Here is a 16,071-nt window from a genome sequence, read left to right on the forward strand (position 1 = left end):
CCTAGCAGCGGACGTCACGCCGTCGGAAAGCCATGGCGCCCAGGGTGATCAGGGCCGCATCTATGGCCAGCAGCCACAGCAACGGCACCGCGGTGAAATCGCCGCCGCCGACCCGCGGGATGTGGGCGAACGGCTCCAGGTTGAGCAGCATCTGCGGGAACCCCGCCAACGAGCCGAGCAGGTACAGCGCGATGAACCCGACCAGCACGCCCCACGCCACCGGCGTGAACCGCGGCGCCAACCCGAACAATCCCACGGTCACCGCCGATAACAACCACACGGCCGGCAGTTGCACGGCCGCGGTGCCGACCACGGTGGGCAGCTTGCCGCCGACGTCACCGACGGTCATGCCGTAGGCGAGTCCGGCCGCCACGCCGGAGATCAGGGTCGCCACCGCCGATCCGGCCAGTGCCATCGCCAGATGGCTTGCCAGCCAACGGGTCCGGGAAACCGCCCCGGCGAGCAGGGTCTCGGCCCGCAGCCCGGTTTCCTCTTGGTGCAGTCGTAGGGTCAGCGAGACGGCGAATGCGGCGGCGACCATGCCGATCATGGTGAAGGCCAGCGCAAGGAAGGCCTGTTCCAGTGCGCCGGTGCCGCCCATCCGGGTGACGATGTCACGCACCGCGGTGTTATCGCCCAGCTGATCCCCGATGCCGTGCACCACACTGCCCATCACCAGCCCGTACAGGCACAGGCCGACGGTCCACAACAGCAGGGAGCCGCGATTGAGCCGCCATGCCAGCCCGAAGGGCTCGCTCAGCATGGGCCCGGCGGTGCCGGCGCCGGGGCGTTCGGCGATCAGTCCGGCACCGACATCACGGCCGGCGCGTAATCGATAGGCCAGCACGGTAAGCACGGCCGCGGTCGCCAGCGACAGCAGCAGCACCCACCAACGCTCTCCCGCGTAGGGTCTGACCTGCAGCGACCACCCCAGCGGCGAGCACCAGGACAGCGTGCCCGAGCCGGCATCACCGATGGCACGCAGCGCGAACGCGGTGCCCAGGACGGCGAACGCGACCGCGCGGGTGAATCGGGCGCTCGGCGACAGCTGCGCGGCCACCGCGGCCACCGCCGTGAAGACCATCCCGGAGGCCGCCAGCGCCACGCCAAACGCTACCGACCCGGCCGGAGCCACATCGGTGGCAAGCAGACCCAATGCACCGATCGCGCCGGTCGCGATCGACGCACCGAACGACAGCAGCAGCGCGCCGGTGAGGTTGGCGTAGCGCCCGACCACGGTCGAATCGATCAATTCGGCACGGCCGCTTTCCTCGTCCGCGCGGGTGTGCCGAATCACCGTGAGGATGACCGCCACCGCGATGAGGGTGTGAAACATCCCGGCTTTCCAGATTCCGACCGCACCCAGGCTGTCGTTGTAGACCGGCCCGTAGAGCGCGCGCTGTGCCGGGCTGGCCATAATGGCGGCCGCCGCGGCGGCGCGGGCGGACCGGTCGGGGTAAACCGTTTCGACGCTGGCGATGTACACGGTGGCCAGCGGCACCGACAGCAGCAGCACCCACAGCGGCAACGACACCCGGTCGCGGCGCAGGTACAGGCGCAGCAACCCCAGTGTGCCGGTGAAGCCCGAACCGCGGTGTGGTGCACGGTGTCCTGCGGGTCTCGCGCGATCGATGACCGTACTGCTCACGGCGTTGCCACCTGTTGCTCGGCTGCGACCTCGGGGCCCAGGCTGTAGTGGCGCAGGAACAGCTCCTCCAGGGTGGGCGGCTGACTGACCAGGCTGCGCACACCGGCGTGGCCGAGCACTTGGATGAGTTCTCTCAGGCTTTCGCTGTCGACCTGGGCGCGCACTGTGGTGCCCTCGATGCTGATGTCCTCGACTCCCTTGATTCGGCTGAGGTCTCCTGGATCACCGATCATTTCGGCCTTGATCGAGGTGCGGCTGAGGTGCCGCAAGGCGTCTAGTGAACCGCTTTCGACGGTCTTGCCGGCTCGGATGATGGTCACCTTTTCGCACAGCGCTTCGGTCTCGGCCAGAATATGGCTGGACAACAGCACCGTCACACCGCGTTGGCGTGCTTCGCCGATGCACTGCTGAAACACGTTTTCCATCAACGGGTCCAGGCCGCTGCTCGGCTCATCCAAGAGCAGCAGCGTGGCGCGCGACGACAATGCCGAGATCAGGGAGACCTTTTGGCGGTTGCCCTTGGAGTAGGTGCGCGCCTTCTTGGTTGGGTCCAGGCCGAAGCGCTCGATCAGTTCCGCGCGACGAGCGTTGTCGATGCCGCCTCGCATGCGGGCCAGCAGGTCGATGGTCTCACCACCGGTCAGCGACGGCCACAATGTGACATCGCCTGGAACATAGGCGATGTGGCGGTGCAGGTCGACGGCGTCGGTCCAGGGGTCACCGCCCAGCAACCGCACGCTTCCGCCGTCGGCCTTCACCAGGCCTAGCAGGATGCGCAGGGTCGTGGACTTGCCCGCGCCGTTGGGGCCGAGGAAGCCGTGCACTTCGCCCTCGCGCACCGTGAGGTCGAGCCCGTCGAGCGCCCGCACCGACCCGAAGTGCTTGGTCAGTCCGCGAATCTCGATGGGCACCTGGTGGTTGTCAGCCGACATGTGCTTCTCCTTGTTGAGCTTCGGCCAGGAAGGCCTCGTACATGGCGCGGTCGGCCAGCAGGCCTTCGGTGTAGACCTCCAGGGAAGGCAGCACCATGTCGTGCGCGTAGTCGCGTAACGCTGCACGGAGATCGGTTGGGTTTTCGTGCATTTGCAGATAAAGCAGGAAGCCTCCGCCTCCCGTGATCGCCAGAAACCGAGCACGGGCGCGCGGGTCGCGGCTGGGCTTGACCGTACCGGCGCGTACTCCTTCGTCCAGGTACTCCTCGGCGTTGTCGATCATCTTCTGCCACAGCATCTTCGCCAGCTCGCCGCCGGATTGCATGCTGCGCACCAGGTATGCCATCAGCGGTGCGTAGGATTCGATCTCGGCCATCTGCGCGAGCCAGGTGGTCGGGTCGTTGGACTTCAGTGCCGCAGCCTTGCTGCTGCGGATCTCTTCGGCGACGAAGTCGTCGCAGGCCTTGCGCAGACCTTCCTTGGAACCGAAATGGTGGATGACCAATGCCGCGCTCACCCCCGCCGCTTCGGCGATGGCTCGCAGCCCGACACCGAATCCGTGCCGACCGAACTGTTCGATGGCCGCCTCTCTGATCCTGGCGTGCGCGGTCAGATCGGCTGAACGCATGTTCAGGATATTAAACGTACGTTCATCCCCGGTCAAGGGAGGGCGCCGTTGGGAATCCGTGAAGGCCGCGAACTTTGCCGAGCAGACGCAAAATCGCCCTGGAACGCACGGTTCAGGGCGATTTTGCGTCTGCTCGCCGAATTAGTCCCGCACGGCTGCCAGCACGCCGTCGCCCAGCGGCACCAGTGCCGGAGTGAGCCGTTCATCCTCGGCGATAAGCCGGGCCGCCTCGCGAACCGCGATCACCTCGGCGTCGCGCGCCCCGGGATCACCGGCCCGACCGCCCAGCGCCGCCCGGTGCACGACGATGACCCCGCCGGATCGCAGCAGCCGCACCCCCTCGGCGACGTAATCTGGCTGGTCGATCGGGTCGGCGTCGATGAATACCAGGTCGTAGGATGCGTCGGCGAGCCGGGTCAGCACCTCTTGGGCGCGGCCGCTGATCAGCCTGGTACGCGACGGCCCGATGCCCGCCTCGGCAAAGGCCTGCCTGGCAAGGCGTAGATGCTCGGGCTCGATATCGATGGTGGTCAAGACGCCGTCGTCGCGCATGCCCGACAACAGCCACAGGCCGCTGACGCCGGCCCCGGTACCCACTTCGGCCACCGCCTTGCCTCCGCTGAGCTTGGCCAGCAAGCACAGCAACGCACCCACCGCCGGTGTTACCGCCCCGGCCCCGATGTCGGTTGCGCGCTCGCGGGCGCCGGCCAGGATCACGTCTTCAGATATTGACCCCTCGGCGTGCGCCCAGAGTGATTCGCCTCGGCTGGGGGCCGGCTGGCCAGGCATGTCGTCGTGTCCGGGGGTGCCGTCCATGCCCGCAGCGTATGTCCAATTGGCGACGCCGTCGGGCAGGCGCGCCTGGTTCGAACGCCGGCCGAGCACCGAGCTGGACGCTTGCGGCTGTACCCGACACGCCCGGCGTGCCGGACGCGACGAAGGTCACTTTGACTCGATATTCCCTGGACAGCGCAGGTAACGGTATGGTTTCTAAGCCAAAGCTCAGATTGCTCATATATGGCCCATACGCCGGTACGCGACGGTAATTCCCATGGAACTCCTCGGCGGACCCCGGGTTGGGAATACGGAATCGCAACTTTGCGTTGCCGACGGTGACGACTTGCCAACTTATTGCAGTGCAAATTCGGAGGATCTCAATATCACGACCATCACGACCTTGAGTCCGACCAGCATGTCTCATCCCCAACAGGTCCGCGATGACCAGTGGGTGGAGCCGTCTGACCAATTGCAGGGCACCGCCGTATTCGACGCCACCGGGGACAAGGCCACCATGCCGTCCTGGGATGAGCTGGTCCGTCAGCACGCCGATCGGGTGTACCGGCTGGCTTATCGGCTCTCCGGCAACCAGCACGATGCCGAAGACCTGACCCAGGAGACCTTTATCAGGGTGTTCCGGTCGGTCCAGAATTACCAGCCGGGCACCTTCGAAGGCTGGCTACACCGCATCACCACCAACTTGTTCCTGGACATGGTCCGCCGCCGGGCTCGCATCCGGATGGAGGCGTTACCCGAGGACTACGACCGGGTGCCCGCCGATGAGCCCAACCCCGAGCAGATCTACCACGACGCACGGCTGGGACCTGACCTGCAGGCTGCCTTGGCCTCGCTGCCGCCGGAGTTTCGTGCCGCGGTGGTGCTGTGTGACATCGAGGGTCTGTCGTACGAGGAGATCGGCGCCACACTGGGCGTGAAGCTCGGGACGGTACGTAGCCGGATACACCGCGGACGCCAGGCACTGCGGGACTACCTGGCAGCGCACCCCGAACATGGCGAGTGCGCAGTTCACGTCAACCCAGTTCGCTGAACTACTCAACGGCCGCCGAGCGCGTCGGTTCGGCTACCGCATGGTTGCCAATCGGTCCCGAATCCTGGGGTTTTACCGGCTGGCGATGGTTTTCCGGCACCGCGCCGCGCTACATTCGAGATACCGGTGGCTCGCTAGGTGGCGGAAGGAGGTGGTGATGGCCGACCCCGGAAGCGTGGGACATGTGTTCCGGCGCGCGTTTTCCTGGCTCCCGGCGCAGTTCGCCTCCCAGAGTGACGCGCCGGTCGGCGCGCCGCGGCAGTTCCGTTCCACCGAGCACCTGTCAATCGAGGCCATCGCGGCTTTCGTCGACGGCGAGCTGCGGATGAACGCGCACTTGCGGGCCGCGCATCACCTTTCGCTGTGTGCCCAATGCGCGGCCGAAGTGGACGACCAAAGTCGTGCCCGCGCCGCTCTGCGCGATTCCCACCCGATCCGCATCCCCAGCACGTTGCTCGGATTACTGTCCGAGATCCCGCGTTGTCCACCTGAAGGTCCATCTAAAGGTTCGTCTGGAGGTTCATCCCAGGGCCCGCCCGACGGGGCTGCGGCAGGCTTCGGCGACCGCTTCGCTGACGGCGATGGCGGGAATCGGGGCCGGTAATCGCGGGTGCGTCGCTAGCCGGTGAGCCACTTGTGGCAGCGCATGGCGGGGGGTTGCTGCGAGTTCATGGCGAGTGGTCGCGATCCGTGGATACTAGGGTGGACACGGACAACGCGATGCCTGCACGTTTTAGCGCCCAGATTCAGAATGAGGATGAGGTGACCTCCGACCAAGGCAACAACGGCGGCCCGAACGGCGGAGGCCGCCTGGCGCCGCGCCCGGTTTTTCGGCCACCGGTCGACCCGGCGTCGCGTCAAGCGTTCGGGCGTCCGTCCGGGGTCCAAGGGTCCTTTGTGGCCGAGCGTGTGCGCCCGCAGAAGTACCAGGACCAGTCTGACTTCACACCGAACGATCAGCTTGCTGACCCGGTGCTTCAGGAGGCGTTCGGTCGTCCGTTCGCGGGCGCCGAATCGCTGCAGCGCCATCCCATCGATGCCGGAGCGCTGGCAGCTGAGAAAGACGGTGCCGGCCCCGACGAGCCCGACGATCCGTGGCGCGACCCCGCGGCCGCGGCCGCGCTGGGGACGCCAGCGCTAGCCGCGCCGGCACCGCACGGTGCGCTGGCCGGCAGCGGCAAGCTGGGTGTGCGCGACGTGCTGTTTGGCGGCAAGGTGTCCTACTTGGCGCTGGGCATCTTGGTCGCTATCGCACTGGTGATCGGCGGCATCGGCGGTGTCATCGGCCGCAAGACCGCGGAAGTAGTCGATGCGTTCACCACGTCGAAGGTGACCCTGTCGACCACTGGCAATGCCCAGGAACCGGCCGGCCGGTTCACCAAGGTGGCGGCCGCCGTGGCCGATTCGGTGGTGACCATTGAGTCGGTCAGCGACCAGGAGGGCATGCAAGGTTCCGGCGTCATCGTCGATGGCCGCGGCTACATCGTCACCAACAATCACGTGATCTCTGAGGCGGCCAACAATCCCAGCCAGTTCAAGACGACCGTGGTGTTCAACGACGGCAAGGAGGTGCCCGCCAATCTGGTGGGTCGTGACCCCAAGACCGACTTGGCCGTCCTCAAGGTCGACAACGTCGACAATCTGACCGTGGCCCGGCTCGGTGATTCCAGCAAGGTACGGGTCGGTGACGAAGTCCTCGCGGTCGGCGCGCCCCTGGGGCTGCGCAGTACGGTGACCCAGGGCATTGTCAGCGCGCTACACCGCCCCGTTCCGTTGTCGGGCGAGGGCTCTGACACCGACACCGTCATTGACGCAATTCAGACCGACGCCTCGATCAACCACGGTAACTCCGGCGGTCCGCTAATCGACATGGATGCCCAGGTGATTGGCATCAACACCGCCGGTAAGTCACTGTCGGATAGCGCCAGCGGGCTGGGCTTTGCGATCCCGGTCAACGAGATGAAATTGGTGGCAAATTCTCTGATCAAAGACGGAAAGATCGTGCATCCGACGTTGGGCATCAGCACCCGGTCAGTAAGCAACGCGATCGCGTCGGGCGCGCAGGTGGCCAATGTAAAGGCGGGAAGTCCCGCGCAGAAGGGCGGGATCTTGGAGAACGATGTGATCGTCAAGGTCGGTAACCGCGCGGTCGCCGACTCCGACGAGTTCGTCGTCGCCGTGCGCCAGTTGGCTATCGGCCAGGACGCTCCGATAGAGGTGGTCCGCGAGGGTCGGCATGTGACGCTGACGGTGAAACCGGACCCCGATAGCACCTAGAGTGTTCGCCAACATCGGTTGGGGGGAAATGCTCGTCCTCGTCATGGTCGGGCTGGTGGTGCTTGGCCCGGAGCGGCTCCCGGGTGCCATCCGCTGGGCGGCAAGCGCTCTGCGGCAGGCGCGCGACTATCTCAGCGGTGTGACCAGCCAGCTACGTGAGGACATTGGACCCGAATTCGATGATCTGCGGGGACATCTCGGTGAGCTGCAGAAGCTACGGGGAATGACTCCGCGGGCTGCGTTGACCAAGCACCTACTGGATGGCGATGATTCCCTGTTCACCGGAGACTTCGACCGACCGACGCCGAAGAAACCGGATGCGGCGGGCTCGGCGGGGCCGGACGCTACTGAGCAGATCGGTGCGGGGCCCATCCCGTTTGACAGCGATGCCACCTAGATCGGTGACGGCCGGCGGTCGGGCCCGGCGAGCTAACACCCGAGCAACGGCGGCAGGCCGGCCACCGAGTCGATCACGTGGTGCGGCCGGGTCGCGCTGGCGCCGGCCAGCCAGCGATCCAGCGTTTGCTGGCGGAACTTGCCGGTGCGCACCAGCACACCCGTCATGCCCACCGCCTGGGCGGCCAGCACGTCGTTGTGCAGATCGTCGCCGATCATGACCATCTGCTGTGGATCGACACCGACGCGGTCGGCGGCCGCCAGGAATCCCTCGGCCGCAGGCTTGCCGATGGCGGTGGCGGTCTTGCCGCAGGCCTGTTCCATTCCGGTCAGGTACATCCCGGTGTCGATGCGCAGCCCGTCGGTGGTGTTCCAGGTCATATTGCGGTGCATCGCCACCACCGGAACGCCGTCGAGCATCCACCCATAGACCCGGCTGAGCGTGCGGTGATCGAACTGGGGGCCGGCACTGCCGAGCACGACGACGTCGGGGGCTTCGGGGCAATCCTCGGGACCGATCTCGGTCGACAAGACGACGTCGATGCCGGGCAAGTCCTCGGTGATGTCGCCGTTGTTCACCAGGAAGCACCGCGCGCCGGGATAGGCGCCGTGCAGGTACTCGGCCGTCAGCACCCCGGCCGTGATCACGTCGTCGGCGGCGACGGGGATCCCCGCGGCACCCAGCGCCTCGGCGATCTGCCGGCGGGTGCGCGTCGTGGTGTTGGTCAGATACGCGCAGGCGATTCCCCGATGGGTCAGTTGCCGCACGGTCTCGGCGGCCCCGGGAATCGCGCGCCACGACAGCACCAGCACGCCGTCGATGTCGAACAGCACCGCCGCGGCCATCAGATGCGCCACGTCCACACGATATCCGTCAGTTAGACCGTCGACATCGACACCAGCGCGGAAAAACCCCAGTGAGCATCGCGCTGACGTCGATCTCGACGGTGAGGTTCATCCTGGCTCAGGATCCCTCAAGATCCGTGGCGCAACCACACACTGTCGGCCACCCAGGGCGACGCGGCGCCGGCCACCGACCACGCCAGCTCCGCGGGCACATCGAGCACCTGATAACCCTTGCGGCCCGCCGCGGTGGCCGCCACGAGCGTCGCCACCCCCGCCCTCCGCTGGAACAGTGTCTGGCGCACCGTCCAGCCGATGATGCCGGTGCAGGCGATGCAATCGCGGCGACGCTGTAGGCTGCCGGCGCGCGCAACCAACCAGCCGTCGGCGACGCGGTGCCCGAGTGATCGGACCCGATCGACGGCCAGCCCAGCGCAACCCGCGGTCAACACCGCCCACAGTGTCCACGCCCACCCCGGCACGCCGAGAATCGGCGCCGCTGCGATCAGCGCAACTCCGGCCAGCGTCGGGACCAACAGCGCCCGGGTCCACCTGCGCCGGGCGGCGGCCGGGCCGTGCCGGCGCAGCGGCCCCGCTGCCGCGTCGGCGTTGTCGATCAGGTCGGTCAGCACGGCCGTCGCGGTCTCGAACGGACATGGTGGCAGCAGCATCGACGACTGGCCCTCGCCATGCACGCCGGTCATCACTGCGTCCAGCCGAGCACCGCGCAATAACCGCACCAGCAGTGGTTCACGCAAGGTGGCGCCACGCAGCCGGCGCATGTCGTAGGTGTGCTCGCGCACCCGCAGCAGCCCGTGCCGCAGGTGTAGCACCCCTTCTTGACCGCTGCCGCCGCGGCGCAGCAGCAGATTGCCGTAGGTCAACCAGGAGAACAGCACCGCCAACAGTGCCGATACACCCACCACCAGCAGCACAGTGACCGCCACCACCAGTACCACCCCGGCGCGTTGCGCGGCGTCTACCGCGGACCTGGCGAAACCGGATTCCGGGAGTCGCACGGCCAGTCCCGTTTGGTAGCCAAGCCCGATCACCGCCCCGATCATCACCAGGCCCGAAAAGCTCAGCGGCGCATACCGCAACCACGACGACTGCCACCGGGCCAGCACCCGACCGGTCGGCTCGACGGGTGCCAGCGACTCGGCCAGCAGCAGCGCGCGCAGCCTGGGCACCCGTGCCGAGTCGACCGCGTCCAGTTCGAAGGTGGCCTCACCGCGGGCCTCCTGGCCGGTGCCCACCCGCAGCACCGTCAACCCCAACAGCCGGTGCAACAGCCGCGCCTCGGTCTGCACCGAGCGAATCCGGTTGCGCGGCACGGAGACCGCGCGCCGGCTGAGTATGCCGGTACGCAGCGACACGTTTTCGTCGTCGATGCGGTAGGTGGTGAAAAACCAACGCAGCACGCCGAATACGACCGTCACGCCGAGCGCCGCCAGCGGCCAGACCGGGTTGCCGGTTGCCGACCCCAGCACCACGGACCCGATGAGTACCGGGAGCTGGCGCAGCATCTCGTGCACCGGATGCACCAGCAGCATCCGCGGGCTGAGGCGGTGCCAATCGTTTGGCCGGTCGGTCATGTCGCGTCCTCGCCGCGCAGCGCGGCGATGTCGGTCAGCTGCGCCACCACCCGATCGGCGACGTCGGTGTCCAACGCCTCGATGTGCACCGCGCCCGCCGAGGACGCCGTGGTTACGGTGACGTTGGCCAGCCCGAACAGCCGGTCCATCGGGCCGCGGTAGGTGTCGACGGTCTGCACCCGGGAAATCGGTGCGATGCGGCGCTCCTGCACGAGCCAACCGGTGCGGGTGAATACGGCCTGCGGGCTGATCTCCCAACGGTGTACCCGGTAACGCCAGAGCGGGACCACCCCGATGTGCACCACCATCGCCACCGCGGTGAGAGCGGCCGCGGCCAGGTGCGGCCAGGGCGGCTGGGGATGCACCGCCCACCACACCAGCTGCGCGATCACCGGGAGTATCCAGCCCAGCGACGCGGACAGCGCCCACATCACCGGCGCCTGGCTGCTCGGTCGATGGGCCGGCTCGGCGAGCGCGAGGTGATTTCTCTGCGGTCCGGTTGCGCTTGGCACGTTTCGAGCATGGTCCAACGGAAACCGAACACAGTGATCGGGGGTCGTGGTTATCGTTTGAGCTAGCGCTCAACAAGATGCGTGCCAACTCACCCTGCCCCGGGGAGGCGCGATGAGTCGACAGTGGCACTGGCTGGCAGCGACGCTGCTCCTGATCACCACCGCCGCGTGCAGTCGTCCGGGCACCGAGGAACCGGATTGCCCGACGAAAATAACCTTGCCGCCCGGTGCTACGCCCACCACGACCCTCGACCCGAGATGCATAGTGCGCGCGACCACCACCGGCACAGCCGACGGCGATGCGGCGTCGCGCTGGACCGGAACCGTGCGGATCGCCGGGCTCTATGCCTCGATCTGCAACGCGGTATGGGACGGGAACGTCAGCCTTGCGGGAAAGGACGAGCTGACCGGCAAGGCTACGCTTATCCTCGTCGAAACCAGTTGCCCGGGCAAGGTTGTCGCCGGCGAACTCGTGCTGAAGGGGAACGTCGGTTCGGACAGCCTCGCGATCACCTGGGCGCACCCCGAACTCCCGCAGCGGGCGTTCGACCTCGGCGCCGGACAGGGCACGATCCGCCGATCGGGCGACCGTGCCGAGGGAACGTTCAACTCGGATATGGGTGGGGGCACCGAGTTCTTCTTGACGTGGTCGCTGACGATGCGTAACTGACGATCACAACGTGCCCACCAAAAACAGAGTAGACAACAGTCGACAATTCCCTTGTACTCCGGCGCTATGAAGTCGATCTCCGTCGGTGAGCTGCGCCAGAATCCCGCTCCCATGATCGCCGACCTCGAACGGGGTGAGCCATACGCGCTGACCCGCCACAACCACCGGATCGGAACGATCATTCCTGCCGTCTCGTCGGCAACACTCATTCCCCGGAAAGCCTAGTACGCCGAGCAGACGCAACGGCACCCAATTTCGACCAGAATCGGGTTCTTTTGCGTCTGCTCACGCGGTCAACGCTAGCGTCGTGTCGGGTCCAACCCCAGCGACATGCCCGCCAATCCGCGTCGTCGAGTCGACAAGCCGTCGGCGATGCTATGCAGTTCCTTGCCGATCGCCGAGTCCGGCGAGCTCAACACGAGCGGTACGCCCGAATCGCCGGCGGCCACCAGTGCGGGGTCCAGCGGGATCTGACCCAGCAGCGGCACGTCGGCGCCGACCGCACGCGACAACCGCTCGGCGACCAGCCGGCCACCGCCCTCGCCGAACACCTGCATCGTGGTGCCGTCCGGCAGCGTGAGCCCCGACATGTTCTCCACGACGCCGACGATGCGTTGGCGGGTTTGCAGCGCGATGCTGCCGGCCCGTTCGGCCACCTCCGCGGCGGCCAGCTGCGGGGTGGTGACCACCAGGAGTTCGGCGTTGGGGATCAGTTGAGCCACCGAGATGGCGACGTCGCCGGTTCCGGGCGGCAAGTCCAGCAGCAGCACGTCCAGATCCCCCCAGTACACGTCGGCCAGAAACTGCTGCAACGCCCGGTGCAGCATCGGCCCGCGCCACACCACCGGGGTGTTGCCCTGGGTGAACTGGGCTATCGAGATGACCTTCACCTGGTGGGCGATCGGCGGCAGGATCATCGACTCAACCTGGGTAGGCCGGTCGGTGGTGCCCATCATCCGGGGGATAGAGTGGCCGTGGATATCAGCGTCCAGCACCCCGATCGACAGGCCGCGGACGGCCATCGCGGCGGCCAGGTTGACCGTGACGGTGGACTTTCCGACTCCGCCCTTACCGGAAGCCACGGCATACACCCGGGTCAAGGAATCGGGTTGCGCGAACGGGATGACGGGTTCGCGGGTATCGCCACGCAACTGCTTACGCAGCTCGGTGCGCTGCTCGTCGCTCATCACGTCCAAGCTGACCCGCACCGCCGAAGTGCCTGGCACGTCGGCGACCGCCCGGGTGACACGCTCGGTGATTTCGGACTTCTTCGGGCAGCCGGCGATGGTCAGGTAGATCTCGACGTGCACGCTCCCATCCGGGCCGGTGTCGATGCTTTTGACCATCCCCAGTTCGGTGATGGGGCGCCGCAATTCGGGGTCGATTACCTTGCCCAGCGCGGTGCGTATCGCCGCGTTCAGGTCGCCATCACGAGTTCCGGACATCACCGCCGAGTGTAGGCGGCTTGGCATACGGCCGAGTGGTCAGCCGGCAGGAGCCGGCGCCGGCGGCGCCAGGCCTGCGTCGCCAGGCGGGCCGGCCAATGGATCCGGAGGTGGGGGAGCGGCAGGTAGGAATGGAGGTGGGGGAGCGGTAGGCGGGAACGGCGGCGCGCCCACTGGCGGGCCATGTGAGCCAATACAGATCAGCGTGCAGCCGGGCATCGGCGCCGATGGGTCAGGTGCCATCCACGGGAACATCGGCGGTGGATTGAGCGCCGCCTGGCGCGGGGTCAAGTCGATCAGCGGCAGGTGCGCCATGGGGCCATCGGCGGTCAGGCCGTTGACATTGATCGGCAAGCCGGGCCCGAGACCCTCCGGATTCTCGAGGTGCGCGTCGCCGAGTGGTGGTGGCGGACCGGTGATCGGGGGCAAGTCAACCGGGAACACACCGGTGGCGTAGCCGGCGGCCCAGCCCAGTACGTTCTGGGCGTAAGGCATCGAGTTGTTGTAGCGCAGGAGCGCGGCCATGACCTGCGCCGGGTCGCGCAGGTTGAGCCCACCGCTACACAGGTAGCGGGCTGCGGCCAACGTGGAGTCGAACAGGTTCTGCGGGTCAGCCACACCGTCGTCATCGCCGTCGGTGGCGTACCGAGCCCAAGTGCCGGGCAAGAACTGCATTGGCCCCATCGCGCGGGCGTACGTGACGCGATTGCCGACGCTGCTTTGGATGATGATCTCGTTGCCTGGCAGGGTGCCGTCCAGCGTTGGGCCGTAGATCGGCTGGATCGCGGTGCCGCGCGCGTCGGTGGCGCCGCCGTTTGCGTGCATCGACTCGATGCGCCCAATCCCGGCCAGCAAGTTCCAACTGACGCCACAGCCAGGGGCGGCAGCGGCCATCTTCAGCTCGGCGTTGCGGTAGGCGGACAGTGCCATGGCCGGAATGCCAAGCGCACCAGGCGAATTCACGATCATCGGTGGTGGTGGAGCCGATATGGTAGCTACCGCCACGCGGAAGCTGGTCGGCGGGCGCTTCATGGCGATGACGACCGGACCGGACAGGTCTATGCCGGACGCGGCGACCGCGGCCACCGGGGTGATAACGGCGTGCACCGGCGCGGTTCTCCCGGGGAATACCGGAGCCGCGCCGCCGACCGCACTGGCGAATACCAACGGGGCAATCGCTGCCACGCCGAATGCCGGCGCCCGCGTTAGGCGACAAGCTCCCCGCCGCACTGCAGCGACGGCCGGGCGTGCACCCCAGCGTCCCCCAATGTGCACTCGACCGTCCTCAGTGTGTGAGCCGTCGGAAACCTATGTCTTCTTAGCTTCTTTCTTCGTTTCGTGAACTAGATCACCATACATAACTCTTGTCACGGGAGTGGCGCAATGGCGGACTCGGTAATCACCCCGATTTCTTGGCGTGCTGCTCCGCCTCGTCGGCCACCCGCGGCTGCGCCACATCCGGATCCGTCGGCTGCAGCTCCGCCAACAGAGCGCGCAGGCTGTCCAGTTCGTGGCGCAGGTAGTCGCGCGTGGGGACCTCGCCGATGGCCAGCCGCAGCGCTGCCAGCTCGCGGGCGTTGTACTCGGTGTCGGCCTTGGTCTGTGCGGCCCGCCGACGATCCTCTTCGAACACCGCGCGGTCACGCTTTTCCTGACGGTTCTGGGCGAGCAGAATCAGCGGTGCGGCGTACGAGGCCTGCGTGGAGAAGGCCAGATTGAGCAGGATGAAGGGGTACGGATCCCAGCGCAAGCCGACCGCAAACAGGTTCAGCACGATCCATGTCAGTACGAGCAGCGTCTGCACCAGCAGGTAACGGCCGGTTCCGAAAAACCGTGCGATGGATTCGGTTGTCCTGCCGACGGCCTCGGGATCCAGCCGCGGGGCGAGCGTGCGCGATGTGCGTGGGGTGTACAGACGGCGCGGCGCGAAGGGTTTGCTCACCGTGGTCCTCCGGGTCTGTCCGGTGCTCCGGAGGGGTCGAGCTCCGGCATATCTACACGCCAGTCATGCGGCAATAGATGGTCGAGCAGGTCGTCCACGGTCACCGCTCCCAGCAGGTGGTTCTCGTCGTCAACCACCGGTCCGCACACCAGGTTGTAGGCGGCGAAGTAGCGAGTCACCGCGGCCAGCGGGGTCTCCGGAGTGAGCGTGAGCAGGTCAGTGTCCACAACTCCGCCGACCAGCTCGGCCGGCGGGTCACGAAGCAGCCGCTGCAAATGCACACAACCCAGGTAGTGCCCAGTGGGCGTGGCCGTGGGCGGGCGCGCGACGAACACCATTGACGCCAGGGCGGGGGTGAGATCGGGATCGCGGACCCGCGCCAACGCCTCCGCAATCGAGGTGTCCGGGGTCAACACCACCGGATCGGAAGTCATCAATCCGCCCGCCGTGTCGGGGGAGTGCGTCAGCAGCCTTCGCACCTGCCCGGAGTCGCCGGGATCCATTCGTGTCAGCAGCAACTCGGCTTCGGTCGGATTCAGGACCGCGAGCAGATCGGCGGCGTCGTCGGGATCCATCTCCTCCAGCACGTCGGCCGCGCGTTCGGTGCCCAGTTGCGACAACACCTCGGCCTGATCCAGTTCGGGCAGCTCCTGCAGGACGTCGGCCAAGCGCTTGTCGTGGAGCGCCTTGAACACCTCGTGGCGGCGCTTCGGCGGCAGCCCGCGGATGGCGTCGGCCACGTCGACCGCTTTCCATCCCTCGAACTGGTCGAGCAGCTGTGCCACGTCTTGACCCGGCATCGCCAAGGCCGACGGCGTCAACCCCGCCACGTTGTGCCAGTCCACGACGTGCACTGGGCCGCGCCGTCGGAGCCGACGTTGGGTGCGGACGGCGACCCTAGTCACCATCCAGTCGCGACTTCGGGTTTGCTCGACACCCAGGTCGGTGACCACGACGTCGACGCCGGCCAGCTCGGGTAGTGCGGGATCGTTGACCTTCACCAGGGTGTCGAGCACTTGACCCAGCGCCAGAGCCTCGCCTGGCCGCTGCTCGAAGCGGTGCAGTGACACGTTGCCGGTGCTCAGTGTCACCGCGTGCGGCTCGATCGCGGCGACCCGCAGAATCGGTATGAATATCTTGCGGCGGGTCGCCAAATCGACCACCAGCCCGAGCACTCGCGGTTGTTGGCGGACAATGCTGATGCTGATCACGACATCGCGAACGCGCCCGAAGGATTCGCCGAGCGGTCCCAGCACCGACATCCGCGAGAGCCGCGCCAGGTACACCCTGTTGACCGATCCCATGATTGAGAGCCTAGGCAGCTGCCTTCCGGATCAACCGAGGGTGGGCCAATGTCG

17 protein-coding genes are annotated in these 16,071 nt (G+C 67.0%); 6 read left to right on the forward strand and 11 right to left on the reverse strand.

Annotation, left to right across the window (positions count from 1 at the left end; genetic code table 11):
- Position 1: 1 nt before the first annotated feature.
- The 4 genes from MCAN_RS06480 to MCAN_RS06495 all read right to left on the reverse strand — a co-directional run bounded on the left by MCAN_RS06480 (position 2) and on the right by MCAN_RS06495 (position 3,997).
- Positions 2–1,648 carry a multidrug efflux ABC transporter permease gene (locus tag MCAN_RS06480; protein WP_014000669.1) on the reverse strand — a complete coding sequence of 549 codons (1,647 nt, stop codon included), beginning with the start codon at positions 1,646–1,648 and terminating at the stop codon, positions 2–4.
- Positions 1,645–2,580 (reverse strand): multidrug efflux ABC transporter ATP-binding protein, encoded by a 936-nt coding sequence (locus MCAN_RS06485; RefSeq protein ID WP_014000670.1) that lies wholly within the window; start codon positions 2,578–2,580, stop codon positions 1,645–1,647. Before MCAN_RS06485 ends, MCAN_RS06480 begins: the two co-directional genes overlap by 4 nt.
- The gene (gene raaS, locus MCAN_RS06490; RefSeq protein ID WP_003406254.1) at positions 2,570–3,208 is read right to left on the reverse strand and encodes a transcriptional regulator RaaS; all 639 of its coding nucleotides are present in this window, start codon (positions 3,206–3,208) and stop codon (positions 2,570–2,572) included. Before raaS ends, MCAN_RS06485 begins: the two co-directional genes overlap by 11 nt.
- A 141-nt stretch (positions 3,209–3,349) precedes the next feature.
- The gene (locus MCAN_RS06495) at positions 3,350–3,997 is read right to left on the reverse strand and encodes an SAM-dependent O-methyltransferase (protein ID WP_003406255.1); all 648 of its coding nucleotides are present in this window, start codon (positions 3,995–3,997) and stop codon (positions 3,350–3,352) included.
- A gap of 262 nt (positions 3,998–4,259) precedes the next feature.
- On the opposite strand from MCAN_RS06495, the gene sigE reads away from it, so the two are divergent.
- The 4 genes from sigE to tatB all read left to right on the forward strand — a co-directional run bounded on the left by sigE (position 4,260) and on the right by tatB (position 7,707).
- Complete coding sequence (sigE, locus tag MCAN_RS06500) at positions 4,260–5,033, forward strand: RNA polymerase sigma factor SigE (RefSeq protein ID WP_003406257.1); 774 nt, start codon at positions 4,260–4,262, stop codon at positions 5,031–5,033.
- 157 nt (positions 5,034–5,190) lie between these two features.
- Positions 5,191–5,637, forward strand: coding sequence for an anti-sigma E factor RseA (rseA, locus tag MCAN_RS06505; RefSeq protein ID WP_014000671.1), 447 nt, complete (start codon positions 5,191–5,193; stop codon positions 5,635–5,637).
- A gap of 158 nt (positions 5,638–5,795) precedes the next feature.
- Positions 5,796–7,310: a serine protease HtrA gene (gene htrA / locus MCAN_RS06510; protein WP_003911452.1), complete on the forward strand. Its 1,515-nt coding sequence runs from the start codon at positions 5,796–5,798 to the stop codon at positions 7,308–7,310.
- Position 7,311: 1 nt separating this feature from the next.
- Entirely contained in the window at positions 7,312–7,707 is a 396-nt protein-coding gene (gene tatB, locus MCAN_RS06515) for a Sec-independent protein translocase protein TatB (RefSeq protein WP_003406260.1), read from the forward strand.
- 32 nt (positions 7,708–7,739) lie between these two features.
- On the opposite strand, the gene MCAN_RS06520 is transcribed toward tatB, so the two are convergent.
- The 3 genes from MCAN_RS06520 to MCAN_RS06530 all read right to left on the reverse strand — a co-directional run bounded on the left by MCAN_RS06520 (position 7,740) and on the right by MCAN_RS06530 (position 10,674).
- On the reverse strand, positions 7,740–8,570 hold the full coding sequence (locus tag MCAN_RS06520; RefSeq protein WP_003406261.1) for an HAD-IIA family hydrolase: 831 nt from the start codon (positions 8,568–8,570) through the stop codon (positions 7,740–7,742).
- A 110-nt stretch (positions 8,571–8,680) separates the two neighbouring features.
- The gene (locus MCAN_RS06525) at positions 8,681–10,144 is read right to left on the reverse strand and encodes a PH domain-containing protein (RefSeq protein ID WP_014000672.1); all 1,464 of its coding nucleotides are present in this window, start codon (positions 10,142–10,144) and stop codon (positions 8,681–8,683) included.
- The gene (locus MCAN_RS06530) at positions 10,141–10,674 is read right to left on the reverse strand and encodes a PH domain-containing protein (RefSeq protein WP_014000673.1); all 534 of its coding nucleotides are present in this window, start codon (positions 10,672–10,674) and stop codon (positions 10,141–10,143) included. The genes MCAN_RS06525 and MCAN_RS06530 overlap by 4 nt, the downstream gene beginning before the upstream one ends.
- A 94-nt stretch (positions 10,675–10,768) precedes the next feature.
- Here MCAN_RS06530 and MCAN_RS06535 point away from each other — a divergent pair, with 94 nt between their 5' ends.
- On the forward strand, positions 10,769–11,326 hold the full coding sequence (locus MCAN_RS06535) for a hypothetical protein (RefSeq protein ID WP_014000674.1): 558 nt from the start codon (positions 10,769–10,771) through the stop codon (positions 11,324–11,326).
- A 51-nt stretch (positions 11,327–11,377) separates the two neighbouring features.
- Entirely contained in the window at positions 11,378–11,551 is a 174-nt protein-coding gene (locus tag MCAN_RS21230; protein WP_003908664.1) for a type II toxin-antitoxin system Phd/YefM family antitoxin, read from the forward strand.
- Positions 11,552–11,625: 74 nt separating this feature from the next.
- Here MCAN_RS21230 and MCAN_RS06540 read toward each other — a convergent pair whose 3' ends face one another.
- From MCAN_RS06540 to MCAN_RS06555, 4 genes are all read right to left on the reverse strand, one after another.
- Complete coding sequence (locus MCAN_RS06540) at positions 11,626–12,798, reverse strand: Mrp/NBP35 family ATP-binding protein (protein WP_003406273.1); 1,173 nt, start codon at positions 12,796–12,798, stop codon at positions 11,626–11,628.
- 12 nt (positions 12,799–12,810) lie between these two features.
- Complete coding sequence (locus MCAN_RS06545) at positions 12,811–14,046, reverse strand: lytic transglycosylase domain-containing protein (protein WP_003406276.1); 1,236 nt, start codon at positions 14,044–14,046, stop codon at positions 12,811–12,813.
- 124 nt (positions 14,047–14,170) lie between these two features.
- Positions 14,171–14,713 carry a DUF1003 domain-containing protein gene (locus MCAN_RS06550; protein WP_003406283.1) on the reverse strand — a complete coding sequence of 181 codons (543 nt, stop codon included), beginning with the start codon at positions 14,711–14,713 and terminating at the stop codon, positions 14,171–14,173.
- Entirely contained in the window at positions 14,710–16,017 is a 1,308-nt protein-coding gene (locus tag MCAN_RS06555; protein ID WP_003406286.1) for a magnesium transporter, read from the reverse strand. The genes MCAN_RS06550 and MCAN_RS06555 overlap by 4 nt, the downstream gene beginning before the upstream one ends.
- Positions 16,018–16,071: the final 54 nt, after the last annotated feature.

It is taken from the genome of Mycobacterium canetti CIPT 140010059, from assembly GCF_000253375.1.
Taxonomy (GTDB): Bacteria; Actinomycetota; Actinomycetes; order Mycobacteriales; family Mycobacteriaceae; genus Mycobacterium; species Mycobacterium tuberculosis.

Coding starts and splice junctions, on each gene's coding strand:
- MCAN_RS06485 (WP_014000670.1), bottom strand. CDS start 2,580: ATGTCGGCTGACAACCACCAGGTGCCCATCGAGATTCGCGGACTGACC.
- raaS (WP_003406254.1), bottom strand. CDS start 3,208: ATGCGTTCAGCCGATCTGACCGCGCACGCCAGGATCAGAGAGGCGGCC.
- MCAN_RS06495 (WP_003406255.1), bottom strand. CDS start 3,997: ATGCCTGGCCAGCCGGCCCCCAGCCGAGGCGAATCACTCTGGGCGCAC.
- sigE (WP_003406257.1), top strand. CDS start 4,260: ATGGAACTCCTCGGCGGACCCCGGGTTGGGAATACGGAATCGCAACTT.
- rseA (WP_014000671.1), top strand. CDS start 5,191: ATGGCCGACCCCGGAAGCGTGGGACATGTGTTCCGGCGCGCGTTTTCC.
- MCAN_RS06525 (WP_014000672.1), bottom strand. CDS start 10,144: ATGACCGACCGGCCAAACGATTGGCACCGCCTCAGCCCGCGGATGCTG.
- MCAN_RS06535 (WP_014000674.1), top strand. CDS start 10,769: ATGAGTCGACAGTGGCACTGGCTGGCAGCGACGCTGCTCCTGATCACC.
- MCAN_RS06540 (WP_003406273.1), bottom strand. CDS start 12,798: ATGCCAAGCCGCCTACACTCGGCGGTGATGTCCGGAACTCGTGATGGC.
- MCAN_RS06555 (WP_003406286.1), bottom strand. CDS start 16,017: ATGGGATCGGTCAACAGGGTGTACCTGGCGCGGCTCTCGCGGATGTCG.